Raw genomic sequence first — 23,084 nt, 5'->3', positions numbered from 1 at the left:
CTGGGATCATGTGGCGCGACGGCCGCCTGGCGCGGCCGTCACTTGGCGCGGCGTCGGGCTCCTCGCCTGTTCTGGGAGGGCCTGCGTGGGACGTCTCCGGCGGCCAGTGCGGCCTGCCGCTGCTTGGCACCATACTCGGCCAGCGCGGCTGCGAGGGCCGAAGCCGACGCCTTGTCGGCCATCACGTCGACGCGCAGGCCGAACTCCTCGGCCGTCTTGGCGGTCTGCGGGCCGATCGCGGCGATGACCGTGACGTTGTGCGGCTTGCCGGCGATCCCCACCAGGTTGCGCACCGTGCTGGAGGAGGTGAACAGCACCGCGTCGAAGCCGCCGCTCTTGATCGCCTCGCGGATCGGGGCGGGCGGCGGGGCCGCGCGCACGGTCCGGTAGGCGGTGACGTCGTCGCACTCCCAGCCGAGCTCGGTGAGGCCCGCGACCAGCGCCTCGGTGGCGATGTCGGCACGCGGCAGCAGGACCCGGTTGATCGGGTCCAGCATGGAGTCGTACGGCGGCCACTCGGCCAGCAGGCCCTCCGACGACTGCTCACCCGAGGGCATCAGATCCGGCTTCACACCGAACTCCACCAGGGCGCGAGCGGTGGCCTCGCCCACGGCGGCGACCTTCAGCCCGGCGAAGGCGCGGGCGTCCAGGCCGTACTCCTCGAACTTCTCGCGGACGGCCTTGACCGCGTTGGCACTGGTGAACGCCACCCACTCGTAGCGGCCGGTGACCAGTCCCTTGATCGCCCGGTCCATCTGCTGCGGGGTCCTGGGCGGCTCCACGGAGATCGTCGGAACCTCCTCGGGCACGGCGCCGTAGGAGCGCAGCTGCTCGACCAGGCCCGCGGACTGCTCCTTGGTCCTGGGCACCAGCACCCGCCAGCCGAACAGCGGCTTGGTCTCGAACCACGAGAGCCGGTCGCGCATGCCGACGGCCTCGCCGACCACGATCAGCGCGGGCTCGGTCATCCCGGCGTGCTTGAGGTCGGGCGCCATCCGGCCGAGCGTGGTCACCACGGTGTACTGCTCCGTCGTGGTGCCCGCGCTGCTGATCGCGACCGGAGTGGAGTCCGGACGGCCCGCGGCGACGAGCGCCTTGCCGATCGCCACCGCTTCGGCGACCCCGTTGTAGATCACCAGGGTGCCCGCCCCGGCCGCGTGCGCGCTCCAGTCGTCGACCATCGTCGCGTCCACGACCCTGAACTCGGGCACCGACACCGCCGCGGGGATGCCCGCGTAGGTGAGCACCGCCGTCGCCGGCGGAACCCCCGGCACGATCTCGAAGTCCACCTCCGCCCTGACGCAGGACGCGACCTCCTCGGTGATCGAGGAGAAGAACATCGGGTCGCCTGCGCACAGCCGTACGACGCCGCGTCCCGCCTTGGCCGCGTCGACGGCCCTCAGCGAGACCGCGCCTTCCTCGGCCGCGTCGACGATCTCGACGCCCTCCCGGCAGTGGCGCAGCAGCGGGCCGTACGCCTCCTGGTCGAGCACGACGGCATCGGCCTTCGCCAGCAGGTCGGCCCCGCGCAGCGTGAGCAGGCCCTCGTCACCCGGTCCCGCGCCCACGAAGGCGACGAACCCGGCGGGGTGCTCGAAGGTGGTGCTTCCGGAGCTCAATGTGCTTGCTCCCCTATCAACGTGCCTGCCCCTTCGGCGATCATCTCGGCCGCGAGGTCGCGACCGAGATCCATGGGCGCCGAAGAGGTCCCGGCGGTGGACTTGCGCACCGCGTGACCGCCGTCGATGGCGACGACGGCCGCGGTCAGGTTCAGATCTTGCCCGTTGACGGTCGCGTACGCACCCACCGGAGCGGCGCAACCCGCCTCCAGGGCGTTGAGCACGGCGCGCTCGGCGGCGACGGCGGCGCGGGTGACGGGGTCGTCGAGCACGCCCAGCAGCTCCAGGAGGTCGGCCCGGTCGGCCCTGACCTCCACGGCCAGCGCACCCTGCCCGGGGGCCGGCAGCATCTCGTCGACCTCGAAGAGCTGGGCGACCTCGCTCTCCCGGCCGAGTCGCCGGAGCCCGGCCGCGGCCAGGACGACCCCGTGCAGCTCGCCGGAGGTCACCTTGCCGATCCGGGTCTCACCGTTGCCCCGGATCGGGACGCACTCGATATCAGGACGGAGCATGCGAAGCTGGGCGATTCTTCGCGGTGATCCCGTGCCGATCCTCGCACCGGGCGGCAGATCGGCCAGCTTCGCCCCGGCGACCAGGGCGTCCCGGTGGTCGTCGCGCGGCGGGATCGCGGCGATGACCACGCGCGGATCGGGCGTGGTGGGCAGGTCCTTCAGCGAGTGCACCGCGAAGTCGACCTCGCCCTCGATCAGCTTGTCGCGCAGTGCGCTGACGAAGACGCCGGTCCCGCCGAGCTGCGTGAGGTCGGCCTTGGTCACGTCGCCGAAGGTGGTCACGCCGACGAGCTCCACCGCCCGGCCGGTCAGCTCGGTGAGGCGGGCCGCGACCAGTCCCGACTGCGTCGTCGCCATGAGGCTCCGGCGCGTTCCCATTCGCAGGGCCCCCGTCACCGGTCCACCTCCATGTCGATCGTCTCGACGCGTCTGACCGCGTCGGGCACCTTCGGGTTCAGATTGAACAGCTCTCGCAACGCTTCCGCATAATGATCGCCCGCAGGGGACTCCGCGAGCTGTTTGACACGCACGGTGGGCTCGTGGAGCAGCTTGTCGACCACGCGCCTGACGGTCTGCGCGACCTCGTCGCGGATCCGCCCGTCGATCTCCGGGACCCGTCCGACGAGCCGCCCGAGCTCCGCCTCCACCACCTCGGCCGCCTTGCTCCGCAGCGCGATCACGGTCGGCGTCACCCGCGCGGCCCGCTCGGCCGACAGGTAGGCCGCGACCTCCTCGGCGACGATCCCGCGCACCGCGGTCACCGCCTCGGCGCGGCCGCCGTCGTCGGCCCCGGTGTCGGCCGCCCCCTCCTGCATGGACTCCAGGTCCACGAGGGTGACGCCGGGCAGCCGTCGTACCGCGGGGTCCACGTCCCGGGGCAGGGCGAGGTCGAGCAGGAACGTCTCTCCGGGCGTGACCATGTCCGCCGTGATGACCACGTCGGTGGCACCGGTGCAGGAGATGACCAGGTCGGCCTCGGCGAGCTCCGCGGCCAGGTCGCCGAAACCGGCCGCCCGGCCGCCGACCGTCTGCGCCAGCCGTACGGCGCGCTCGTGGGTCCGGTTGACCACCACGATGTCGGTGACGCCCGCCCGCTGCAGGGTCGCGGCCGACAGGGCGCTCATCGAGCCGGCGCCGACCACCAGGGCCCGCCGGTCCCGGAGCGGGCCGAGGACGCGCTCGGCGAGGGTCAGGCCCACGCCGACGAGGGACGCGCCGGCGCGGTCGATGCCCGTCTCGGCGTGGGAGCGCTTGCCCACCCGCAGCGCCTGCTGGACGAGCTCGTTGAGTGTCGTGCCGAGCGTGCCCTGCTCCTGGGCGAGCCTGAGCGCCTGGCGGATCTGGCCGAGGATCTGCCCCTCGCCGACGACCATGGAGTCCAGGCCGGCGGCGACCGAGAACAGGTGCTCGACGGCGCGGTCCTCGTAGTGCACGTACAGGTGGGGCGCGAGCTGCTCCACCGGAACGCCCGAGTGCACGCTGAGCAGCGTGGAGACCTCGGTGACCACGGCGTGGAAGCGGTCCACGACGGCGTAGACCTCGACCCGGTTGCAGGTCGAGACGACCATGGTCTCCGCGACGCACCCGGTCTGCTGGACGTCGTGGAGCAGCTTGGCCAGCGCGTCGCCGGAGACGGACACCCGCTCCAGCAGGGCCACCGGGGCCGTCCGGTGGCTCAGCCCGACAACGATCACGCTCATACGGCCTCGCTCTCCTCGGCCTGCGGCTCGGAACCCGCGCTCGCGAACACGCCGCCGGGCACCCCGCACCCGTCCGGCACGCGGCGGCCTTCTCTCGCCCTGTGTGAGATCACAGGTCCACCGCCTCGGGCCATTCCTCGGCCATCGCGGGCCCCCCAGTCATCCGATCCGTCTTGCGTTGCTCGTGGAACGCGAGGATCTGCAGTTCAATCGATAGGTCGACCTTACGGATATCGACGCCTTCGGGCACGGAAAGCACGACGGGGGCGAAGTTCAAGATGCTGGTGATCCCCGCGGCGACGACCCGGTCGGCCACCTGCTGGGCCGCCGCGGCCGGCGTCGCGAGCACCACGATCGACACTCCCCGCCGCCTGATCACGGCTTCCAGCTCGTCGATGTGCTCCACATTCAATCCCGCGATACGGTCGCCCACCACTTCGGGGTCGGCGTCGAGGAGCGCGGCGACCCGGAATCCGCGGGAGACGAAGCCCCCGTAGTTGGCCAGGGCCCGCCCGAGGTTGCCGACCCCGACGATGGCCACGGCCCAGTCCTGGGTCAGGCCCAGCTCGCGGGAGATCTGGTAGATCAGATACTCGACGTCGTAGCCGACTCCGCGCGTGCCGTAGGAACCCAGGTGGGAGAGGTCCTTGCGGAGCTTGGCCGAGTTCACGCCCGCGGCGACGGCCAGGTCCTCGGAGCTCACGGTCGCCAGACCCCGCTCGGCCATGCCGTTCAACGCCCGCAGGTAGAGCGGCAGCCGGGCGACGGTCGCCTCGGGGATGCCACGTTCACGGGCTTGGGACAGACGGCGGATCACGTGCCGGAGCTCCAGGGGGACAGGCGACCGGCGCGGCCCGGACGCGACGGATGACGAGGTGAGGCCACTGTCATCCAGGTTAGTCCCTTTGTGAACCGATGCACAAAGTGAGTGTTCAGTGGCCGGTGCTCGTACGGCCGTGCACGCGACGGCAGGTGCGACGCCGGGCGGTCCCTCACCGCGCTAGCGTTGCGGGCATGGCACCGCAGGACCACCGCATCACTTTGCTCGGAAAGCCCGGCTGTCACCTGTGCGACGACGCGCGGGCCGTGATCGAGCGGGTCGCCACGGATCTGGGCGTCCCCTGGGAGGAGCGCGACATCACCGCCTCCGAGGAGGACCAGGAGAAATACTGGGAGATGATTCCCGTCACTCTCGTCGACGGCGTCCAGCACGACTTCTGGCGCGTCGACGAGAAGCGCCTGCGCGCCGCGCTCGGCGCCTGACACCGGCCTCGCGGATCCCGGGCGGGATCCGCGAGGCCGGTGTCAGATCTTGAAGGCCATCGGCAGCGGGAGCACCTTCGCCGCGTTCACGTTGAGCTCGATGACGTTGGTGGCGAGCACCATGTTCTGCCGCTCGGCGACGAACCGCTCCACGTGGGCCTGGCGCTGGTGGTCGGCGTAGGCGACCTCGTCACGGTAGATCTCGTAGACGATGCGCTGGAGCGGGGCGGACTTCACCGAGTGGCAGGTGTAGACGAGGGTGTCGGGCTCGCCCTGGCGGACGGCGTCGACCGTCTCCTCGGCCAGCCGGTCGAACATCTCTCCGGTGCCGTCGATCAGGGTGAACACGGTCAGCAGGCCGAAGATGCTCGGCGACGGCCGGCTGGAGCCGTTCGCGCCGCCGGGCCGCTCGGCGACCGGCCCCGGATAGGCCGCGGCCGGCGAGGTGCCGAACGCCTGGTCCGCGGGCATCGGGCGGAGGCTGGCCGCGGGCTGGACGCCCGGCTGGGCACCGGGCTGGACGCCCGGCTGGACGCCGTAGCCCTGCTCGCGCCTGCCGTACTCACCGGAGGCGATGTCGGGAATGCCGTACTCGCCGGTCACCGGACCGTTGAGGGGCGGGTCGGCGGGCGGCATGCCGAACTGACCGGTCATCGGGAGGTTCCGGCCGCGGTCGTCGCCGCCGGCCGGATGGCCGGCGGACGGCATGCCGTACTCACCGGCCATGAAGGTGCCGGTGGCGGGGCCGCCGAACGGGTCGTCGCGTGGCGGGTCCCCCTGCATGCGCGCCGCGTAGTCGACGTTCTGCTCTCCTGCGCGGTACTCGGCGACGAGGTCGCCGAGGCCGGAACGGCGGGCGGACTGCTCGGGCACCAGCTGCGGGGAGGGCTCGACCGGCATGCTGCGGCCCGCGACCTGGACGTCTCGGGCGGGGTCGGGCATCGGACGGCGGCTCGGGCGCTGGTCGTCCCAGTCGTCGTCGAGGTCGTCCTCGTCCTCGTCCTCGTAGGGCGCGAGAGGGCGGAGCACGGCGTACCAGACGGCGGCGGCGGTGACGAGGAGCAGCAGCACCGTCAGCATCCCCGCCACGGGGAAGCTGACGGCTCCGGCCAGTGCGAGACCCGTGGGGCCGAGGACCAGGAGCGCGTGCATGTTGTCGGCGTCGTAGTCGTCCCCGCTGCGCCAGCGCATGACGGCCAGCACGAGACCGCCCAGCAGGATCAGCGCGACGACCGCGTGGGCGACCAGGAGCAGGTAGGCCGGCGGGACGCCCCAGTGCTGGCCGGCGACCGGAAGGGTCTTGGCGAAGCTCGCCTCCCGCAGCACCGGGTCGACCATCATGATCACCAGGGCGATGACGGTGAAGGCACCCCCGAACAGCCACGAGATCAGGCGGACCGTGAACGTCCGCGCCAGCAGCTGCATCACTCCGGCCGCCAGCCACACCGGGGCCAGCAACGAACCGGACAACTGGTAGACGCGGAATGTGACTGTCCCGAATCCGCTCAGGTGACCTGCGGCGACTACGCCGAGTGACACGCACAGCGACGCGGTGGCGACGCTCCAGGCGGCCAGCCAGCCTCTGGGCTCACCGCGGAACCTGCTGAGCAGAGCGACCGTGGCGATGGCGGCGAGCAGGGCTCCGACGGACGCGATAACGGCGACGAGGACTTCCATGGTGTCTCCAATGCTGCCGGACATTGCCCCTCGACCGGTAGCCGAACCGGTGACCGCGCCCCCGCGACCCGGATCCGGACACATCCGGCGTCACACCGTATATGCCGACTACCCGCAGTCACGACAGCACCAAGTGGATTGTGGAATTTCCTGATGATTTCTAGAGTGGGCGGGCACGCCGCACCCTTTCTCCCCAGGGACACCGGATGCCAGACACGTGGCCGATCGCCGGGCCGCTCCCCACCACCGCCGGGGTGACCCAACCCGTCCGCAGCGTCGACCTCCTCGTGCACGAGGACACCTCGGAGGAACTGCGCACCCTCGTCCTCCGCGCCAAGACAGGAGACACGGAGGCGTTCGGCACGCTCTACGACCGGTATCTCGACCTGGTCTACCGCTATATCCTTCTCCGGGTCGGATCCCACCCGCTCGCCGAGGATCTCACGAGCGAGACCTTCCTCCGCGCCCTTCGCCGAATCGCCGACTTCACTTGGCAAGGACGTGACTTCGGGGCCTGGCTCGTGACCATCGCCAGGAATCTCGTCACCGACCATTTCAAGTCCGGTCGCTACCGGCTGGAGGTCTCGACCGCCGAGGTGTTCGAGACGCCGCTCGACGGTCCGCACATCCCCGAGAACGCCGTCGTCACCGCGATGGTCAACCACCGGGTGCTCAGCGCCGTCCGCACCCTCCGCCCCGAGCAGCAGGAGTGCGTGGTCCTGCGCTTCCTGCACGGCATGTCCCTGGCCGAGACCGCGCTCATCATGGGGAAGAAGAGTGGCGCCATCAAGGCACTGCAGTTCCGCGCCATCCGAGCGCTCGCCCGGGTGCTGGACTCGGACCTCGACTGACCTCGTCGTCGGCGTGCCGGCGGCGGGGTCCCGCGTAACCTCGATGGCGAGCCGTCGTTAGGCAGATAGCACCGATGGATCATCGTCCTGGGGCAGCAGGGAGTGCTCATGGGTAAGTGGCTGCCCGGAATCTCTCGGAGGTCGCGGACACGCGTCCAGCGCCGCGTGTCGCAGCTCGGCGCCCATGTGCCCGGAGCCGCGCCCCGTCCGGAGTTCCGGGCCGAGCTGCGGGAACGCCTCGTGAATGCGCCGCGCGAGGAGACGGGCTCCGTCCCCGGCGCCGCTCCCGCCGCCGATCTCACCGCCGATCTCACCGCCGAGGCCGCGGCCGGGCGGGGCGGGCCCCGCGCACGCCTGTCGTTCCTCCCCCGGCTGCTGAGTCTGGGGCTGGCCGTCGGCATGGTGGCCGCGGGCCTGGCCACCTACCGGTCGGTTCCCGGCGACACGCTCTACCCGCTCAAGCGCGCCGCCGAGAACACCATGCTCAGCCTGAGCGCCACCGAGGCCGAGCGGGCCGACCGCGAACTCAGCTCCGCCTCCACGCGGGCCGACGAGGTCGAGGAGCTGCTCGGCTCCGCCACCCGCTCCGACAGCCGGCTGGTGGGCCAGACCCTCAAGGAGATGGAGGACACCACCCGGTCCGCGGTCACCGCCCTCACCCGGGTGCGGCGCGACGACGCGAAGGCCACCGGGAACCTCAAGCGCTTCGTCCAGAAGCAGCGCAACCAGATCGAGGGGATGCTCCCCAAGATGGACGAGGAGGACCAGCGCAGGGCCAGCGGGTACCTCAACTACATCGAGGGCCTGGCCCCACCCGGGTGAGGGATACGCGAAACGTCACATCGCGCTAACGTGACGTATACCGATTTCACCCACCTGTGCCAGTTAAGCTGAGATGCTATGAAGCGGCTGATGCGACGACGGAGCGAGGCACAGGCGGCCGGAGAGGTGGCGGCCGCGGCGGCCGTCGCCATGCCGATGGCCGATCCCGATCCGACCGCCGCCGCCTTCTTCGACGTCGACAACACCATGATGCGCGGCGCCTCGATCTACCACTTCGCCCGCGGCCTGGCTTCCCGGGGCCTGTTCACCACCAAGGATCTGGTGAGGTTCGCGCTCGGCCAGGCGCTCTTCCGCGTCCGCGGCGACGAGAACCCCGATCACATCGCCAAGGCGCGGGAGACCGCGCTGGCGTTCGTGGCGGGCAACCGGGTGGAGGACATCGTCCGCCTCGGCGAGGAGATCTACGACGAGGCCATGGCCGACCGCATCTGGGCCGGCACCCGCGCCCTCGCTCAGAGCCACCTGGACGCCGGCCAGCGCGTCTGGCTGGTCACCGCCACGCCAGTCGAGCTCGCCCGCGTGATCGCCCAGCGGCTCGGTCTCACCGGTGCGCTCGGCACCGTCTCCGAGACCGTGGACGGCGTCTACACCGGCCGCCTGGTCGGCGACCTGCTGCACGGCCCGGCCAAGGCGGAGGCCGTACGGGCGCTGGCCCGCCGGGAGGGGCTCGACCTGACGCGCTGCTCGGCCTACAGCGACTCCGCCAACGACCTGCCGCTGCTCTCCCTGGTCGGCCACCCCACCGCGATCAACCCCGACGCGGAGCTGCGGGAGCACGCCAGGGACAGCAAGTGGGAGATCAGGGATTTCAGGACCGGCCGCAAGGCCACGATGGTCGGCCTTCCCATCGCCGCCGGGGCCGGAGCCGTGGCGGGCGGCGTGGCCGCCGCCATCGCCCTGCGCCGCCACTACCGCTCGCTCTGACCCGCGGTCGGCGCCCAGCCGGACAGGGCCCGGTCGAACAGGCCGGACAGGGCCCGGTTGACGGCCTCGGGGTGCTCCAGGCCGATCATGTGGCCGGCGCCGGGGATGACCTGGAGGCGGGCCCCGGGCACCGCCTCAGCGATGCGGTCGCTGTGCACCCGGGGCGTCATGCGGTCGCGTGAGCCGACCATGACCAGGGTCTCCACCGAGCCGAGGGCGGCCAGCGCCTTGAGCTTGTCGTGGACGAGGAAGTCGTTGAAGAAGCCGACCATCACCTCGGTCGGCGTGGCGGCTGCCATGGCGTTGACGAACCGCACGTGCTCGCGGCGGGCGCCGGGCCCGAAGGCGACGTAGCGGGTCACCGGCAGGTTGGTGCGCGTCTTGATCGCGGTTCTGCGGTCGATGAGCGCGGCACGGGCCAGCATGCGATCGAACACGACCGGGGTGACGACCGGCGCGAGGCGCCCGATCGGCCCCGGCAGCCCGAACGTGCTCTCCCGCAGTTGCCCGGAGGACGTGCTGAGCAGCGCCACCCCGGCCACCCGCGCGGCCAGCACCTCGGGGTGCCGCCCGGCGAAGGCCATGATCGTCATCCCGCCCATCGAGTGTCCGACCAGCACCACCGGCAGCCCTTCGGGCACGGCCTGTTCGATCACGGCGGCGAGGTCGTCCCCCAGCCGGTCGACGGTGCAGGCGTCGAACGCCCCGGCCGACGAGGCTCCGTGCCCGCGCTGGTCGTAGAAGACGAGAGTCGCCTCGCCCTTGAACGCCTCCCGCTGGAAGTGCCAGCAGTGCCGGTTCATCACCCAGCCGTGCGCGAACACCACGGCGAACTCGGGTGACCCGGCCTCCTCGACGTCCACCGCGAGCTGGACGCCGTCGTCGGTGACGACGGTGACCGGCCGTCCGCGGTGCCCGCCGAGCGCCGCACCGGACCGCCCCCGCTCCCGTCGCCGCCGGGCGACGCCCAGCGCCACCCCTGCCGCCAGCCCGGCGATCGCGGCCCTCGTCGCGGTACGGCGTGCGCCCATGCCCCACTCCCCCTGCTCGGAAGCTCAGTGCTGACCACACCATACCGACCGAAAGCACTCGTTGTTAGACTCTGCGGCTAATAAAAATCGCCCGGGAAAGGCGCGAGCGAGGCGAGCCGGCAGCCCGGACGAGCGGTCGCGGCCGTGACGACGGGGGCGACCGGCGGGGACGGGCGTTCAGAAGAACGGGGGGAAGGCGTGCCCCCGCCGCAGGCGCAGCTCGTTCAGCTGCTGCTGGATGACCTCCCGGACCTGGTCGGTGAGGTTGAAGACCAGCATCGGGTCGTCGGCGTCGGACGGGTCGTACTCGTCGGTGCGGATGGGCTCGCCGAAGCCGATCATCCACTTGGACGGGAGCGGGACCAGACCGAGCGGGCCGAGCCAGGGGAACAGCGGGGTGACCGGCAGGTACGGCAGGCCCAGGGCCCGGGCGAGGAAGCGCAGGTCGCCGATCTTCGGATAGATCTCCTCGGCTCCCACGATCGCACAGGGGACGATCGGGACCCCGGCCCGGATCGCCGAGGCGACGAACCCCCCGCGGCCGAACCTCTGGAGCTTGTACCGTTCCGAGAACGGCTTGCCGACGCCCTTGAACCCCTCGGGGAAGACCCCGACGAGCTCGCCCTTGCGCAGGAGCCGGTCGGCGTCCTCCCGGCAGGCCAGGGTGTGGCCGGTCTTGCGCGCCAGGTGGCCGAGCAGCGGGAGCTGGTAGACCAGGTCGGCGCCGAGCAGGCGCAGCGCGCGGCGGCCGGGGTGGTCGTCGTGCAGGGCCACCTGGAGCATGAGCGCGTCCACCGGAACGGTGCCCGAGTGGTTGGCGACGACGAGGGCCCCGGAGTCGCCCGGCACGTTCTCGACGCCGACGGTCTCGACGCGGAACCAGTGCCGGTAGAGCGGGCGGATGAGCTCCAGGAGCACCTTGTCGGTGAGCTCCGCGTCGAAGCCGAACTCGTCGACCTCGTACTCCCCGGTGAGGCGGCGCCGCAGGAACGCCAGCAGCTCGGCGAGGCGGTCGTCGCCGTCCGGGCCGGACGGCGGGTCGTACGAGGAGCGGGCCCGGTCGATGGGGATCACCTGGGCCTCGCGGGACTCCTCGCCGGTGCCGGCCGTCTCTCTCATCTCGCCACCATATGGGACAGCGTGTCCAGTACGCCGGAGGGAAACCCTCCGGCCAGGCCGCGGGCGCGGAGGAAGTCCTCGAAGGCGGCACCCGTGGAGAACTTGGGCTTCCAGCCCAGGACGGCGGTCAGCCGGGTGGTGTCCACCACGCGGCCGTGGCACATCAGGCGGAGTTGCTCGGGGGAGAAGTTCGCCATCCCGACCCCGCGGGCGAGGTCGCCCAGGAGGCCGAAAGCCTGAGCGGGCAGCGGCAGCGAGAGCAGGCCGGCCCGCCGTACGCACTGTGACAGGAGCAGCACACCGTCCCCGGCCACGTTGAACGTGCCGGGGTGGTCCTCCATCGCCATCCGGCGCAGCACCTCGACCGCGTCGTCCTCGTGGACGAACTGCAGCCGGGGATCGAACCCGAGCACCCTCGGCAGCACCGGCTGGGAGAAGTAGCGGGTCAGCGGCGAGTCGACCCCCGGCCCCATGAAGTTGGCGAACCTGAGCGTCGACACGCTGACGTCCCGGCGCCGCCTGGCGAAGCCTCGGACGTAGCCCTCCACCTCGGAGGCGTCCTTGGCGTAGCCGTGGGTGGGGGACTCGCCGGGCTCGGCGTCCTCGGTGAAGACCGCCGGGTCGCGCGGCGAGGAGCCGTACACCGCGGTGGTGGAACGCACGACGACCCGGCGGATCGTCGCGGACCGCTGACAGGCACCGAGCAGTTGCATGGTGCCGATGACGTTGTGCTCCTTCATGAGCGCGCGGCCACCGCTCCTCGGGGGAGCGCTCACCAGGCTCATGTGAACGACGGTGTCGATGTCGGCGGCCGCGATCACCTGGGCGATGTCGGGACTGCGCAGATCGACGCGGACGAACTCCGTCCGGCCGAGAGGGACGCCGCCATCACGTGAGAGCGAAGGCGGCGGCACCGTGTCCACTCCGATGACCCGGTCGACATCCGGGTCAGCCGCGAGAACGCTCGCCACTCGGGCGCCGATGTGGCGCGAGACCCCGGTGACAAGCACGGTATGGGTCATCGACGCCTCGCAGATCCGCGTTGCTACTTCTTGTTACGCCGCTGAATACGGGTCTTCTTGAGAAGCTTGCGGTGCTTCTTCTTCGCCATACGCTTGCGGCGCTTCTTGATCACAGAGCCCACGGGACCCCCAGGTAGCTGGTAGCGGAGATTGTCGAACCGGCGCGCGTAGCACACCGGTTCAACAGACTACCGGCGATCCGCTGTGGATCGCCCCCGGCCCTGCCCCTCGCGTCTTCCGCCCGCGCCGGAGCAGGGCCATGGAGCCCTGGCACTCGAACTCACGACGTGACCGGCACGTCGCTACCCCAGTGAAGCGTGAGTCCTTCGCACACCGGATCCGCCGGAGGACCCGGACTCATGGATCGCTTCAACCCGCCTCGATGTAGGCATCCCTGAGATAGTCGTGGACCGCCTGCTCGGGCACTCTGAAGGACCGGCCGACACGGATGGCCGGCAGCTCGCCCGAGTGCACGAGCCGGTACACCGTCATCTTGGACACCCTCATGACCGTGGCCACTTCTGCCACCGTCAGGAACTTCACCTCGCTGAGAGGTCTTTCGCCTGCACCCATCGGACGCCTCTTCCGCACGTGTTTCCGGGTTATCCCCACTGGTGCCATCGCTCACGCACGTCTACTGCCGTCAGCGTAAGGCGGGACTCCGAGCGCGCAAACCCCCTATTTTCTCAGTCTTCGCAGTCCCATGTCAGCAAAACGCAGAAACTTGCTGGCCAGCGGCTGGTCCGCACCCCTCGCACTGATCTTGGAACGGACCAACTGTCTCTCATTAGAGTCGCCCACAAACCCCAAAAAGTTGGCAAACGCTCGTCGGGGTTCGCGGAATACAGGCGCGAAAAGGACGTATAGGGACAGCCGGATTGGCGTCACCCACGTCTCAGAGGCCGCTCACGACCCTCTCGACCAGGTGCCGGATAAGTGGAGAGTAATCGCGCGGCAACACGTTGTCATCGAGGGGGACGGTCACCGCGATCTTGCCCTCCGCCTCGCCGACGAACAGGGCCGGGTCGTTGCTGTCGGCGAATCCCACAGTGAGGATCCCGGCCTCTCCGGCGGCTCCCGCCCAGCCGTGGTCGGCGATCACCAGGTCGGGACGGTCGTCGCCCATCTCGGCGATCATGGCCTCCATCGGGGCCGGGTCATGGGTGTGCACGAAGGCGCCCTTGTCGTCCAGCATGGCCACATCGTCGAGATACCGGATCTTGCGCTTGCGGCCGAACCCGGAGCCCCAGTAGGACCAGTTCTCGGCGGGGCCCATCAGGGTCGCCCCCCTCTCCCGAACCAGTCTGGCCAGCGCCAGGTGGATGGTGAGCAAGCCGGTGGGGTGCCCGGTGGCCAGGAGGATCTTCGGGCTCCCCGCGCGGAGCACCCTGGCGATCACGTCACCCATGGCCTCGGTCGCCTCGATCGTGCGCTCCGGGTCGATGGTGTCCTGGCCCGCGCGGTGGCCGGGGTCGGCGACCACCCCCGCGGACTTGGCCATCAGCTCCAGCACGTCCCGGTAGGGCCAGTCCCTCTCCAAGGTCAGCCCGAACAGGTGGTGCGGATCCCGGTTGGCCAGCGACCGGTAGTGGTCGAGGTTGTTCTCCCTGCTGGTCGCCACGTCACCGGCGATCCGCGTGCGGACCAGGTGGTTTTTGAGTTCGTCGCGGGACGGCGGGGTCGCGGGGGTCGGCGCGGTCACGGCAGCGGGTCCAGTCCGTGGAAGGGGAACACGGCCTTCCTGGTGGCCAGGATGGCCCGGTCTATGGGGTCTGCTGGGTCATAACCAGCAGAGAAATCTTGAAATTCCGGATCTCTTCCGTCAGTCATCGAGAGCGGCGGCGTCTCGCCGGTCCGCTCCCTGACCAGCCCCCGCCACGTCTGCGGGGTGGCCGTCGCCGGGTCGAGCGGGTGCCCGGCGACCTCGGCGAGCAGGTGGGTCCAGGCCCGGGGCACCACCTGGACCAGTTCGTAGCCCCCGCCCCCGGTCACGATCCACCGCCCGCCCGCGGTCTCGTGGGCCAGCTCGTGCAGGGCGGCGTAGGTGGCGCGCTGGCCGTCCAGGCTCAGCATCAGGTGGGCCAGCGGGTCCAGCGCGTGGCCGTCGCAGCCGTGCTGGGTCACCAGGACCTCGGGGGCGAACTCCCGCAGCAGCGGCGGCACCACCGCGTGGAAGGCCCTCAACCAGCCGGCGTCGCCGCACCCGGCGGGCAGCGCCACGTTGACCGCGGTGCCCTCCGCCCCGCGCTCCTCGGGGAAGCCCGTACCCGGGAAGAGCGTGCGCGGGCTCTCGTGGAGGCTGATCGTCAGCACCCTGGGGTCGTCGTAGAACAGCGCCTGCACACCGTCCCCGTGGTGCACGTCCACGTCCACGTAGGCGACCCGGGTGGCCCCCTGGGTCAGCAGCCAGGCGATGGCCGCCGCCGGGTCGTTGTAGACGCAGAAACCGCTCGCGGTGGCCGCCATGGCGTGGTGGAGGCCGCCCGCGACGTTCACCGCGTGCTCCGCCTCGCCGCTCCACACCGCGCGGGCGGCGGCCAGGGTCGCCCCGGTGATGAGCGCCGAGGCCTCGTGCACCCCGGCGAAGGCGGGGTTGTCCTCGGTGCCGAGTCCGGCGGAACGGTCGGGCCGTCCGGTCGCGGAGACCCGCTTGACCGCCTCGATGTAGTCGCGCTTGTGGACCAGTGCGAGCTCTTCGTCGGTGGCCGGCACGCAGCCGGTCACCTTGACGCCGTCGAGTACGCCCAGCTCCCGGGCGAGCGCCATGGTCAGTTCGACCCGTACGGGCGCGAGCGGATGCCCCGGGCCGAAGTCGTAGGAGATGAGCGCGTCGTCCCAGACAACCCGCACCGACCGGCTCATCCGCACTCTCCTCGGTTCGCTCCTTTTTCCGCGACGTTACCGTACGGCTACCACCCGATCTCCGCCCCGTCGGCGATCACACCGGCGCCCGGCCGATGAGATCCGTCGGTGAGGCGACGGCCGGTGGGACCGCACCCTCGCCGGCCCGATCCGCACCTTCGTGCCCGGCAGCCGGGCCTCCGCGCGGCACTCGCACCGCGGGAGACCGCCGGGCTCCTCCCGCACTCCCGCGAAGGATGCGAATTCAGTTACAAGTGTGCTCTACCTGGGCACATGTCATATGACCGACAGTGATTTACATATCGCTAAATGTAATGACTTGGTAATCGGCGGGGGTCCGGACATGTCAGATCTACGACGTCCGGCAGCCCTGGCCGTCGCGTTCCTCCTGTGCTTTCCGGCGGCCGCATGCGGCGGTGGCGGAGCAGGAGGAGACCTCCCGGATGTCTCGAACGGCAGGAACACCACAGAAGGACAGAACGGGCAGGACGGGCAGGACGGGCGAGGACAGCAAGACGGCCAGGGAGAGCAGGACGGGCAGGACGAGCAAGACGGCCAGGGGGAACAGAACGGCCAGGGGGAGCAGGGCGGCCAGGACGAGGGTGATCAGGACGGCCAGAACGGTCAAGCAGACGGTCAGGACGGTCAGGACGGCGACCCCAACGCCGGCGGACAGGTGCCGATCTCGCCGGTCAACGTGCCCGACATCCCGAATCCGGGAACGGGTTTCGACAGCCTCGACGAGATACGCGGCATCGTCGCCGAAGAGGTCAGGAGCAACTGCGACGACGACACCGTCTGCCTCACCCTGGACGTCGAGGTGCAGGAGGACGAGGCGGACTCCTCGTGCACGTTCCTCGGCTTCGATCCGGAGGCGGGCCGGCAGGTGGACCGGGGAACGACCCTGACCATCCTGGTGTCCGGGGCGGGTTGCCTGGCCGGTGAGAACGGCAACGGCGGCGAGCCGACGCCGGTCGAGCCGGAGCCCGAACCGGAGCCCGAGCCCGAGCCCGAGCCCGAGCCCTACGAGCCCCAGCCCGATGAGCCGGCGCCCGGCGAGGAGGAGCCGCCCCCGTCATGACCGCACCGGATCCTGGGGAACCGCAGGCCGCGCAGGCGGCGGGGCTGGGAACGCTGGCGCAGCTCCTGGGCGCCGTCGTCGCGCCGACGAGCCTGCTGACCGCCCTGCTGTACTTCTTCGGCTGGAACCACACCTACTGGCTCTTCCACGAGTTCGGGGTCAACGCCACGGTGTTCGGCTTCTCCACCGCCGACTACCTCGTGAGCAGCCAGAACGTGCTGTTCATCCCCATCACGGTGGCCGCTCTGGTCGGGCTCGTCGCCCTGTGGGCGCATGCCGCGCTGCGCGCCCGCCTCACCGCCGGGGCCGGTTCCCGCCTGCTGCGCTACGCGGTCCCGGCGATGGTTCTGATCGGCCTCGTCCTCATGCTGGCCGGGGTCGCGAGCATCTTCACCGTCACCACGCTGGAGCGCTATCTGGCGGTCCCGCCGCTCTGCCTGGCGCTGGGAGTCCTCCTCCTCGCCTACGCCAGGGTGCTGAACTCCGCCCCGGCCGCCGGCAGGCCCGGTGCCGCCGCGATCGCCGAATGGGCGGTCGTGTTCGTCCTGGTCTCCATGAGCCTGTTCTGGGCCGTAGGCGACTACGCCGCCGCCGCCGGAAGCACGAGGGCCCACCGGCTGGCGGCCCGCCTGGACCAGCAGCCCAGCTCCGTCCTCTACAGCGAGAGCAGCCTCAGCCTGACCGCCCCCGGCGTCCGCGAGACCCGCTGCCGCGACGACAAGGCCGCCTACCGGTTCCGCTACGACGGGTTGAAGCTCATCGTGCAGTCCGCGGACCAGTACGTCTTCCTGCCCGCGACGTGGAACTTCACCGACGGCGTGGCGATCCTCCTGCCGCGTAGCCCGAAACTGCGGCTGGAGTTCATGCGCGCCGACCGCACGGCGCCCCTCGCCCCCTGCTGAGCCCGCATCCTCCGACAGCCCGGCCGCGGCATCGCGCTCGCCGTACTGCTCCGGCGCCGGGACTCCTGACACGCGGGCATCTGCGAGGACCTGAATGGGCCGGGGGGATTGCTGAGCGCAATAGTCATTGCGCTCAGCAATCCCCCCGGACGTGGCGGGGTACCGGTCAGGTCCGCCATGCCGGACGTCACTTATCCGCCGGTACGGACATCACCCGGGCCGCCGTGGCAGCCGGCGCGTCCGGGGCGGCCAACGGAGGAGGTCTTCGGAGTGGACGCGGTCACCGGAACGGTCGCCGTCCGGCACGACGAGGAAGGATGGGGGGTCCTGACCTCTCCGAACGCCCGGGGGAGGTGTGGGCGCACTTCTCCGCGGTGGAGGCCCCGACCGGCCGGTACCGCTCTCCAGCCTGGACATCACCTTCGGCTGATCCCGCTTCTCGGGCCGTGCTCCAGGTCGGGCCGTCGGGTTCGCCGGCCGTACGGGAGCAGGGCCCTATGCGGCGACGCCTGCCGTAACAGGGCGATGCCCGATGGGTTCACGCGTAAGTTGACCCCATGAATCCTTATCTCGAGGTGCATGTGACCGCCGGAAGCCGGGAGGAGGCGGAGGAGATCGGTGCCGTCGCCGTACGGGAGCGCGTGGCGGCGTGCGCGCAGATCGTCGGGCCGGTCAGTTCCGTCTACCGCTGGAAGGGCGAGGTCCGGCGAGACGAAGAGTTCCTGATCCTCATGAAGACGAGCAAGGACCGGCTGGACGAACTCGTCTCCGCGGTGAAGGCCGCGCACTCCTACGAAACACCGGAGATCGTCGCCGTCCCGATCGAGGGCGGATCGGCGGACTACTTGCACTGGATCGGCACGGAGACGGCGGAGCCGCGCCAGGCCGGGTAACGCGGCCTATTCGGCACGCAGTGCGACGACCGGATCGAGCCGCCCCGCCCGGCGGGCGGGGGCGACCCCGAAGAACACCCCGACCGCGACCGAGACGCCGAAGGCCAGCGCGACCGACCACCACGTGACGGCCGCCGGGACCGGGGAGAGCGCCGCGATGAGCAGCGCCCCGCCGACGCCGAGCAGGATGCCGGTCACCCCGCCGATCGTGGTCAGCAGCACGGCCTCGATCAGGAACTGCGCCAGCACGTCGCGCTGGCGGGCGCCCAGGGCCTTGCGCAGGCCGATCTCCCGGGTCCGCTCCCGGACGCTCACCAGCATGATGTTGGAGACCCCGACCCCGCCGACGAGCAGCGAGATGCCCGCGATGGCGGCGAGCACGCCGGTCAGCATGCCGAGCACGGTGCCGATCGTGCCGAGCAGCTGGGTCTGGGTGACGGCGGAGAAGCGCTCCCCCGGATACCGCTCGGCCAGCGCGTCCACCACCCGCTGCTGCAGGGGCTCGATCTGGTCGGGCCCGGACGCGCCGACCGCGATCCCGTTGATCCGCGTGACGCCGAGCAGGCGCTGCGCCGTGGTGACCGGGACGTGGATCTCCTGGTCGCGGGCGACCCCGAAGGTCGCCCCGACCGCCTCGTAGACCCCGACGACCCGGAACCTGGCCCCCGAGACCGTCATCTGCCTGCCGATGGGATCGACGTCGCCGAACAGTTTCACGGCCACCTCCGAGCCGAGCACCGCCACCCGGCGGCGGGTGTCCACGTCGGTCTCGCTCAGGTACCGCCCGCGGCGCAGCGGCCGGTCGAAGATGTTCGGCAGGTTCTCGTCGGTGCCGACGACCGTGACGAACGCCTCGGTCCTGCCGACCCGGACCGTCTCCCCCGAGTTGACCGAGACCGTGACCTTCCCGGGGTCGCCGACCACCCGGCGCACGTAGGCCACGTCGGCGAGGTCGAGGCGGCTCTGGGTGGGCAGCGCGCCGACCCCGAGCCGGCCGGGGACGACCAGGATGATGTTGCTTCCGAGCCCGGAGATCTCGCTCTCCACCGCGTTCTTGGCGCCGGTGCCGACCGCGACCAGGACCACCACGGCCGAGACCCCGATGATCACGCCCAGCATGGTGAGGGTGCTGCGCAGCCGGTTGACCCGCAGCGCCTCCAGCGCCATCCGGAACGCCTCCGCCGCCCTCACACCGCCTCCGCCGATCCGGTACGGCCGGCGCCTTCTCCGGCCGCCGGTCCGGTACGGCTCCCGCCCGGCTCCGCCGGGCCGCCCGCCGTACCGGAGTCGAACTCGATGAGGCCGTCGCGCACCTGGATCTGGCGGCGGGCGCGGGCGGCCACCTCGGGCTCGTGGGTGACCAGGACGATCGCGACGCCGCGCTCGGCGTTGAGCCGGTCGAGGATGGCCATCACCTCCGCGCCGTTGCGGGTGTCGAGGTTCCCCGTCGGCTCGTCGGCCAGGACGACCTGGGGATCGCCGACCAGGGCCCGTGCGATGGCCACCCGCTGCTGCTCTCCGCCGGACATCTGCGAGGGCCGGTGGTCCAGCCGGTGCCTGAGCCCCACGGACTCCAGCGCCCTGCGCGCGCGCTCGCGCCGCTCGGCCCTCGGCACCCCCCGGTAGATCAGCGGAAGCGCCACGTTGTCGACGGCCGCGGTCCTGGCCAGCAGGTGGAACGACTGGAAGACGAACCCCACGGCCCGGTTGCGCAGCTCGGCCAGCTCGGTGTCGGAGAGCGTCGAGACGTCCGTCCCGTTCACCCGCAGCGTCCCCGCGGTCGGCCGGTCGAGGCAGCCGAGCAGGTGCATCAGCGTGGACTTCCCCGACCCCGAGGGCCCGATGATCGCCACGAACTCCCCCGGCTCGATCCGCAGGTCCACCCCGCGCAGCGCGTCCACCGAGACCCCTTCGAGCTGGTACGACCTGGCCAGCCCCACCGCCTCGAACGCAGCCGTCGTCATGGGAGGGGCTGGCCCTGCCGTACGGTGTCCGCGCCCCGGACGACGACGCGTTCACCCGGCGAGAGCCCGGAGAGGATCTCCACCATGGACTCGCCCTGGGCCCCGAGCCTGACCACCCGCCGCTCGGCCGCGCCGCCGCGGACCACCCAGACGACGCTGTCGCGCCCGCTGGTGACGATCGCGGAGGACGGCACGGCGACCGCGTCCGGGGACTCGCGGACCGTCAGGCGGACGACCGCGCTCATACCGGGCTTGGGCGCGGGGGCTCTGCTGCCGTCGTCGAACCTCCCGGCGCCGAGGGAGAGCTGGACCGGGTAGCTCGCCCCTCCGGTGGCGCCCTCCAGCGGCGTGACCCCGACCCCCGTCACCTCGGCCGGGTAGACGCCCCCGGGAACCGCGTCGAACTCCGCCTCGGCCTTCGCCTCCCGCTCGACCAGCAGCACGTCGGTCTCGTCCACGTCCGCCGAGAGGGTCAGCTCGGAGACGTCCGTGACGGTGACGACCGTGTCCCCGGCCGCCACCGGGACTCCGACGGCGATCGCGGTCCCGGAGCCGGACCGGCCCGAGGACCCGGAGCCGGGGAGCTGCGCGGCGCCGGCGATCCCCTGCGGCAGCAGGGCGCTCAGGTCGGGGGCCCCGCCGCCGGAGGCGCGGCCGAGGGTGACGATCCCGCCGAACGGCGCCTTGACCGTCAGCCCGTCCACGGTCCTGCGGGCGACCGCGACGGCGGCCTTCGCCTGCGCGCGGGACGCCTTCTGGAGGGACGCCATGGAGGCGCTCAGCCCGCCGAGGCCCGCGCTCAACTGGCTCGTCACCTGGCTGAGCGCCTGGCCGAGCGAGCGGTTGAGCGAGTCGGTGAGGCCGCGGGCGGCCTTGGCGAGCGCCTCCTGGTGGGCCCGGTGCTGGGCCTCGGCGGCGTCCAGCGCGGCCAGCAACTGCTTGCGGACCTTCGGGTCCCCGACCTCGCGGGCCGCGGCGCGCGCCTTCGCGAAGCCTCGCCGTACCCGCGGATCGCTCCTCACCTCCAGCCCCGAGGCGAGCCGGAAGGCGGGAGCACCGCCCAGCCGGACCGGGGGCCCGCTCCTGGAGGCCGTCCTCGACGCCTCGCGGGCCTGCCGCAACTGGTCCTCGGCCTGCGGGGAACTGATTTTGGCGAGGATCTGCCCCTTGTCGACCCGCTGGCCGTCCCGGACGTACAGCTTCCTGACCGTGCCCTGGGCCGGTGAGCGAAGGGTTGCCGTCGCACGGGCGGCGACCGTGGCGGGGGCCTCGACCACCTCGGTGACCGGGGCGCGCCGCACCGTGTCGAGCCGCACCGGGGAGGGCTCATCCGCGGTGCAGGAGGTGAGCAGGAGGACCGTGAGCAGGAGGACGGGGACCAGCGGGGGGATTCCGCGACGGATGGTCACATGACCCATCGTAGGAGGATGGTGATCGCCTTGCCGGGAATCCGGGTAGCGCGGTCCACGGGCTCCGGCCGCGGGTCAGGCGGTCGCGGCCCTGCGCAGGCCCCGGACGGCGGGGATCAGGAGCAGGCACAGGCAGCCGCCCACCGCCACGGCCGAGGAGACGGCCAGCACCTCCCGGGATCCCACCAGCGCGGCCACCGGGCCGGCGATCGCCTGGCCGATCGGGACGGCGACGGTCGACCCGCCGACCTCGTAGGCGGTGACCCGGTTGAGCGCCTCCGGCGGCACCTGAGTCTGGATGCTGGTGGCCCACATGACCGACCAGAACGCCCATCCGGCGCCGCCGACCACGTGGGCGGCCATCATGACCTCCAGCGGCATCGCGGCGGCGATGGACAGCGGCTCGAGCGCGAAGCCGAACAGGCCCGTCGCCCCGGCCGCCAGCGGCCTGGCGGGCCGGACCCGCATCGCGACCAGGCCGCCGACGATGGTGCCCGCGCCGGAGGCGGACATGACCAGGCCGTACGCCGCCTTGCCCAGGTCCTCGCTGACGAGCACGGAGCCGAGCGGGATCATCGGCCCGAACAGGGTGAGGCCGAAGATCACCCAGATGAGGATCACGCTCCACATCCAGGTCCGGGAGCGGAACTCGTGCCAGCCGCCGCGCAGGTTGCGCCACATCGACTCCCCCGCGGCCCCGCCCCCGGCGGGGAGCGGCGGCAGGCGGAGGGCCAGCAGGCAGCACGCGCTGATCGCGAAGCCCACGGCCTCGACCGCGAACACCGCCCCGACTCCGGAGAGCACGACCACGCCCCCGGCGATCGCCGGGCCCATCAGCATCATGATCGCCTCGGAGACCCGCAGGGTGGCATTGCCCTTCTGCACGTCCGCGGCCACCCGGGGGACTGTGCTGGAGACGCCGGGCTGGTACATCGCCGCGGCCACGCCGGCGACGGCCGACAGCACCAGGATCTGCCAGAGCGGGGGGTGGGTGAAGATGTAGAGCACCGCGAGGGCGCCCTGGGTGACGGTCCTGACGACGTCGGCGCCGATCATCATCCGGCGCGGCGTGAACTTGTCGGCGAACACGCCGCCGAAGAGGATGAGCACGGCGAACGGCCCCATCCACGCGGCCAGCGCCAGCCCGACGCCGGTCGCGCCGTAGCCCAGGTCGTTCACCCCGATCGCGGTCGCGAAGGGGACCATCGCGGCGCCGAGCGTGGAGACGGAGCGCGCGGTGAAGAAGAGCGTGAAGTTCCTCGACCAGACCTCGGGCCCCGTCCGTCGTTCCCGCTCACCGGCTTGTACGGCCTGCGACACCTCGGCCCTCGCTTCCCTTTCGGCACCGACGGAAATGATGCCTTAAAACAGGAAGGTTTCCTAAAGGATAATCGGGACCCCCGGGGCGGACG

At 71.5% G+C, this 23,084-nt stretch carries 24 protein-coding genes; 7 read left to right on the top strand and 17 right to left on the bottom strand.

Translation table 11 applies throughout. From position 1 onward, the window contains the following. Positions 1 to 38: 38 nt before the first annotated feature. From HS041_RS06130 to HS041_RS06115, 4 genes are all read right to left on the bottom strand, one after another. The gene (locus tag HS041_RS06130; RefSeq protein WP_196439512.1) at positions 39 to 1,619 is read right to left on the bottom strand and encodes a bifunctional uroporphyrinogen-III C-methyltransferase/uroporphyrinogen-III synthase; all 1,581 of its coding nucleotides are present in this window, start codon (positions 1,617 to 1,619) and stop codon (positions 39 to 41) included. Next, positions 1,616 to 2,488: a hydroxymethylbilane synthase gene (hemC, locus tag HS041_RS06125; RefSeq protein ID WP_230878443.1), complete on the bottom strand. Its 873-nt coding sequence runs from the start codon at positions 2,486 to 2,488 to the stop codon at positions 1,616 to 1,618. The genes HS041_RS06130 and hemC overlap by 4 nt, the downstream gene beginning before the upstream one ends. A 35-nt stretch (positions 2,489 to 2,523) precedes the next feature. Next, positions 2,524 to 3,831 (bottom strand): glutamyl-tRNA reductase, encoded by a 1,308-nt coding sequence (locus HS041_RS06120; RefSeq protein ID WP_196439511.1) that lies wholly within the window; start codon positions 3,829 to 3,831, stop codon positions 2,524 to 2,526. Between the two features lie 109 nt (positions 3,832 to 3,940). Further along, on the bottom strand, positions 3,941 to 4,648 hold the full coding sequence (locus HS041_RS06115) for a redox-sensing transcriptional repressor Rex (RefSeq protein ID WP_196439510.1): 708 nt from the start codon (positions 4,646 to 4,648) through the stop codon (positions 3,941 to 3,943). 197 nt (positions 4,649 to 4,845) lie between these two features. Here HS041_RS06115 and HS041_RS06110 point away from each other — a divergent pair, with 197 nt between their 5' ends. Continuing rightward, the gene (locus HS041_RS06110; RefSeq protein WP_196439509.1) at positions 4,846 to 5,094 is read left to right on the top strand and encodes a glutaredoxin family protein; all 249 of its coding nucleotides are present in this window, start codon (positions 4,846 to 4,848) and stop codon (positions 5,092 to 5,094) included. A 42-nt stretch (positions 5,095 to 5,136) separates the two neighbouring features. On the opposite strand, the gene HS041_RS06105 is transcribed toward HS041_RS06110, so the two are convergent. Then, a complete protein-coding gene (locus HS041_RS06105; RefSeq protein ID WP_196439508.1) occupies positions 5,137 to 6,771 on the bottom strand; it encodes an antibiotic biosynthesis monooxygenase in 1,635 nt (544 codons plus the stop codon). 206 nt (positions 6,772 to 6,977) lie between these two features. Between HS041_RS06105 and HS041_RS06100 the strand changes: the two genes are divergently transcribed. The 3 genes from HS041_RS06100 (at position 6,978) to HS041_RS06090 (ending at position 9,389) form a co-directional block, all read left to right on the top strand. Continuing rightward, complete coding sequence (locus HS041_RS06100; RefSeq protein ID WP_196439507.1) at positions 6,978 to 7,622, top strand: sigma-70 family RNA polymerase sigma factor; 645 nt, start codon at positions 6,978 to 6,980, stop codon at positions 7,620 to 7,622. Between the two features lie 108 nt (positions 7,623 to 7,730). Next, entirely contained in the window at positions 7,731 to 8,444 is a 714-nt protein-coding gene (locus HS041_RS06095; RefSeq protein WP_196439506.1) for a DUF5667 domain-containing protein, read from the top strand. A 78-nt stretch (positions 8,445 to 8,522) separates the two neighbouring features. Then, positions 8,523 to 9,389 (top strand): HAD family hydrolase, encoded by an 867-nt coding sequence (locus tag HS041_RS06090; RefSeq protein WP_196439505.1) that lies wholly within the window; start codon positions 8,523 to 8,525, stop codon positions 9,387 to 9,389. On the opposite strand, the gene HS041_RS06085 is transcribed toward HS041_RS06090, so the two are convergent. The 8 genes from HS041_RS06085 to HS041_RS06050 form a co-directional block, all read right to left on the bottom strand. Beyond that, entirely contained in the window at positions 9,374 to 10,420 is a 1,047-nt protein-coding gene (locus HS041_RS06085) for an alpha/beta fold hydrolase (RefSeq protein WP_196439504.1), read from the bottom strand. The genes HS041_RS06090 and HS041_RS06085 overlap by 16 nt on opposite strands. 177 nt (positions 10,421 to 10,597) lie before the next feature. Continuing rightward, positions 10,598 to 11,539 (bottom strand): lysophospholipid acyltransferase family protein, encoded by a 942-nt coding sequence (locus HS041_RS06080; protein ID WP_196439503.1) that lies wholly within the window; start codon positions 11,537 to 11,539, stop codon positions 10,598 to 10,600. Further along, positions 11,536 to 12,561 carry an NAD-dependent epimerase/dehydratase family protein gene (locus tag HS041_RS06075; RefSeq protein WP_196439502.1) on the bottom strand — a complete coding sequence of 342 codons (1,026 nt, stop codon included), beginning with the start codon at positions 12,559 to 12,561 and terminating at the stop codon, positions 11,536 to 11,538. Before HS041_RS06075 ends, HS041_RS06080 begins: the two co-directional genes overlap by 4 nt. Positions 12,562 to 12,584: 23 nt before the next feature. Beyond that, entirely contained in the window at positions 12,585 to 12,683 is a 99-nt protein-coding gene (locus HS041_RS06070; RefSeq protein ID WP_018654693.1) for a 30S ribosomal protein bS22, read from the bottom strand. A 247-nt stretch (positions 12,684 to 12,930) separates the two neighbouring features. Next, positions 12,931 to 13,134, bottom strand: a complete 204-nt coding sequence (locus HS041_RS06065) for a helix-turn-helix domain-containing protein (RefSeq protein WP_012887307.1) — start codon at positions 13,132 to 13,134, stop codon at positions 12,931 to 12,933. Positions 13,135 to 13,456: 322 nt separating this feature from the next. After that, positions 13,457 to 14,263 carry a phosphatase gene (locus tag HS041_RS06060; RefSeq protein ID WP_196439501.1) on the bottom strand — a complete coding sequence of 269 codons (807 nt, stop codon included), beginning with the start codon at positions 14,261 to 14,263 and terminating at the stop codon, positions 13,457 to 13,459. Beyond that, the gene (locus HS041_RS06055; RefSeq protein ID WP_196439500.1) at positions 14,260 to 15,423 is read right to left on the bottom strand and encodes an acetoin utilization protein AcuC; all 1,164 of its coding nucleotides are present in this window, start codon (positions 15,421 to 15,423) and stop codon (positions 14,260 to 14,262) included. Before HS041_RS06055 ends, HS041_RS06060 begins: the two co-directional genes overlap by 4 nt. 352 nt (positions 15,424 to 15,775) lie before the next feature. Then, complete coding sequence (locus tag HS041_RS06050; RefSeq protein WP_196439499.1) at positions 15,776 to 16,051, bottom strand: hypothetical protein; 276 nt, start codon at positions 16,049 to 16,051, stop codon at positions 15,776 to 15,778. 48 nt (positions 16,052 to 16,099) lie between these two features. On the opposite strand from HS041_RS06050, the gene HS041_RS06045 reads away from it, so the two are divergent. The 3 genes from HS041_RS06045 (at position 16,100) to cutA (ending at position 18,299) form a co-directional block, all read left to right on the top strand. Next, positions 16,100 to 16,504: a hypothetical protein gene (locus HS041_RS06045; RefSeq protein ID WP_196439498.1), complete on the top strand. Its 405-nt coding sequence runs from the start codon at positions 16,100 to 16,102 to the stop codon at positions 16,502 to 16,504. Further along, complete coding sequence (locus HS041_RS06040; protein ID WP_196439497.1) at positions 16,501 to 17,406, top strand: hypothetical protein; 906 nt, start codon at positions 16,501 to 16,503, stop codon at positions 17,404 to 17,406. The genes HS041_RS06045 and HS041_RS06040 overlap by 4 nt, the downstream gene beginning before the upstream one ends. Before the next feature lie 557 nt (positions 17,407 to 17,963). Continuing rightward, positions 17,964 to 18,299, top strand: a complete 336-nt coding sequence (gene cutA / locus HS041_RS06035) for a divalent-cation tolerance protein CutA (protein WP_196439496.1) — start codon at positions 17,964 to 17,966, stop codon at positions 18,297 to 18,299. 6 nt (positions 18,300 to 18,305) lie between these two features. Here the strand turns inward: cutA and HS041_RS06030 are convergent, their stop codons facing one another. From HS041_RS06030 to HS041_RS06015, 4 genes are all read right to left on the bottom strand, one after another. After that, positions 18,306 to 19,490 (bottom strand): ABC transporter permease, encoded by a 1,185-nt coding sequence (locus HS041_RS06030; protein WP_196439495.1) that lies wholly within the window; start codon positions 19,488 to 19,490, stop codon positions 18,306 to 18,308. After that, positions 19,487 to 20,263, bottom strand: coding sequence for an ABC transporter ATP-binding protein (locus HS041_RS06025; protein ID WP_196439494.1), 777 nt, complete (start codon positions 20,261 to 20,263; stop codon positions 19,487 to 19,489). Before HS041_RS06025 ends, HS041_RS06030 begins: the two co-directional genes overlap by 4 nt. Next, on the bottom strand, positions 20,260 to 21,672 hold the full coding sequence (locus tag HS041_RS06020) for an efflux RND transporter periplasmic adaptor subunit (protein WP_196439493.1): 1,413 nt from the start codon (positions 21,670 to 21,672) through the stop codon (positions 20,260 to 20,262). The genes HS041_RS06025 and HS041_RS06020 overlap by 4 nt, the downstream gene beginning before the upstream one ends. Before the next feature lie 75 nt (positions 21,673 to 21,747). Then, entirely contained in the window at positions 21,748 to 22,992 is a 1,245-nt protein-coding gene (locus tag HS041_RS06015) for an MFS transporter (protein WP_196439492.1), read from the bottom strand. Positions 22,993 to 23,084 lie beyond the last annotated feature (92 nt).

Source organism: Planomonospora sp. ID67723 (genome assembly GCF_015711605.1).
Taxonomy (GTDB): Bacteria; Actinomycetota; Actinomycetes; order Streptosporangiales; family Streptosporangiaceae; genus Planomonospora_A.
This window is presented reverse-complemented; position numbering and strand designations above follow the sequence as displayed.

What these genes read in the sequence shown, in the direction of transcription:
- hemC (WP_230878443.1), bottom strand. Translation starts at nt 2,488, where the DNA reads ATGGCGACGACGCAGTCGGGACTGGTCGCGGCCCGCCTCACCGAGCTG.
- HS041_RS06120 (WP_196439511.1), bottom strand. Translation starts at nt 3,831, where the DNA reads ATGAGCGTGATCGTTGTCGGGCTGAGCCACCGGACGGCCCCGGTGGCC.
- HS041_RS06110 (WP_196439509.1), top strand. Translation starts at nt 4,846, where the DNA reads ATGGCACCGCAGGACCACCGCATCACTTTGCTCGGAAAGCCCGGCTGT.
- HS041_RS06105 (WP_196439508.1), bottom strand. Translation starts at nt 6,771, where the DNA reads ATGGAAGTCCTCGTCGCCGTTATCGCGTCCGTCGGAGCCCTGCTCGCC.
- HS041_RS06100 (WP_196439507.1), top strand. Translation starts at nt 6,978, where the DNA reads ATGCCAGACACGTGGCCGATCGCCGGGCCGCTCCCCACCACCGCCGGG.
- HS041_RS06095 (WP_196439506.1), top strand. Translation starts at nt 7,731, where the DNA reads ATGGGTAAGTGGCTGCCCGGAATCTCTCGGAGGTCGCGGACACGCGTC.
- HS041_RS06090 (WP_196439505.1), top strand. Translation starts at nt 8,523, where the DNA reads ATGAAGCGGCTGATGCGACGACGGAGCGAGGCACAGGCGGCCGGAGAG.
- HS041_RS06085 (WP_196439504.1), bottom strand. Translation starts at nt 10,420, where the DNA reads ATGGGCGCACGCCGTACCGCGACGAGGGCCGCGATCGCCGGGCTGGCG.
- HS041_RS06080 (WP_196439503.1), bottom strand. Translation starts at nt 11,539, where the DNA reads ATGAGAGAGACGGCCGGCACCGGCGAGGAGTCCCGCGAGGCCCAGGTG.
- HS041_RS06075 (WP_196439502.1), bottom strand. Translation starts at nt 12,561, where the DNA reads ATGACCCATACCGTGCTTGTCACCGGGGTCTCGCGCCACATCGGCGCC.
- HS041_RS06065 (WP_012887307.1), bottom strand. Translation starts at nt 13,134, where the DNA reads ATGGGTGCAGGCGAAAGACCTCTCAGCGAGGTGAAGTTCCTGACGGTG.
- HS041_RS06055 (WP_196439500.1), bottom strand. Translation starts at nt 15,423, where the DNA reads ATGAGCCGGTCGGTGCGGGTTGTCTGGGACGACGCGCTCATCTCCTAC.
- HS041_RS06040 (WP_196439497.1), top strand. Translation starts at nt 16,501, where the DNA reads ATGACCGCACCGGATCCTGGGGAACCGCAGGCCGCGCAGGCGGCGGGG.
- cutA (WP_196439496.1), top strand. Translation starts at nt 17,964, where the DNA reads ATGAATCCTTATCTCGAGGTGCATGTGACCGCCGGAAGCCGGGAGGAG.
- HS041_RS06025 (WP_196439494.1), bottom strand. Translation starts at nt 20,263, where the DNA reads ATGACGACGGCTGCGTTCGAGGCGGTGGGGCTGGCCAGGTCGTACCAG.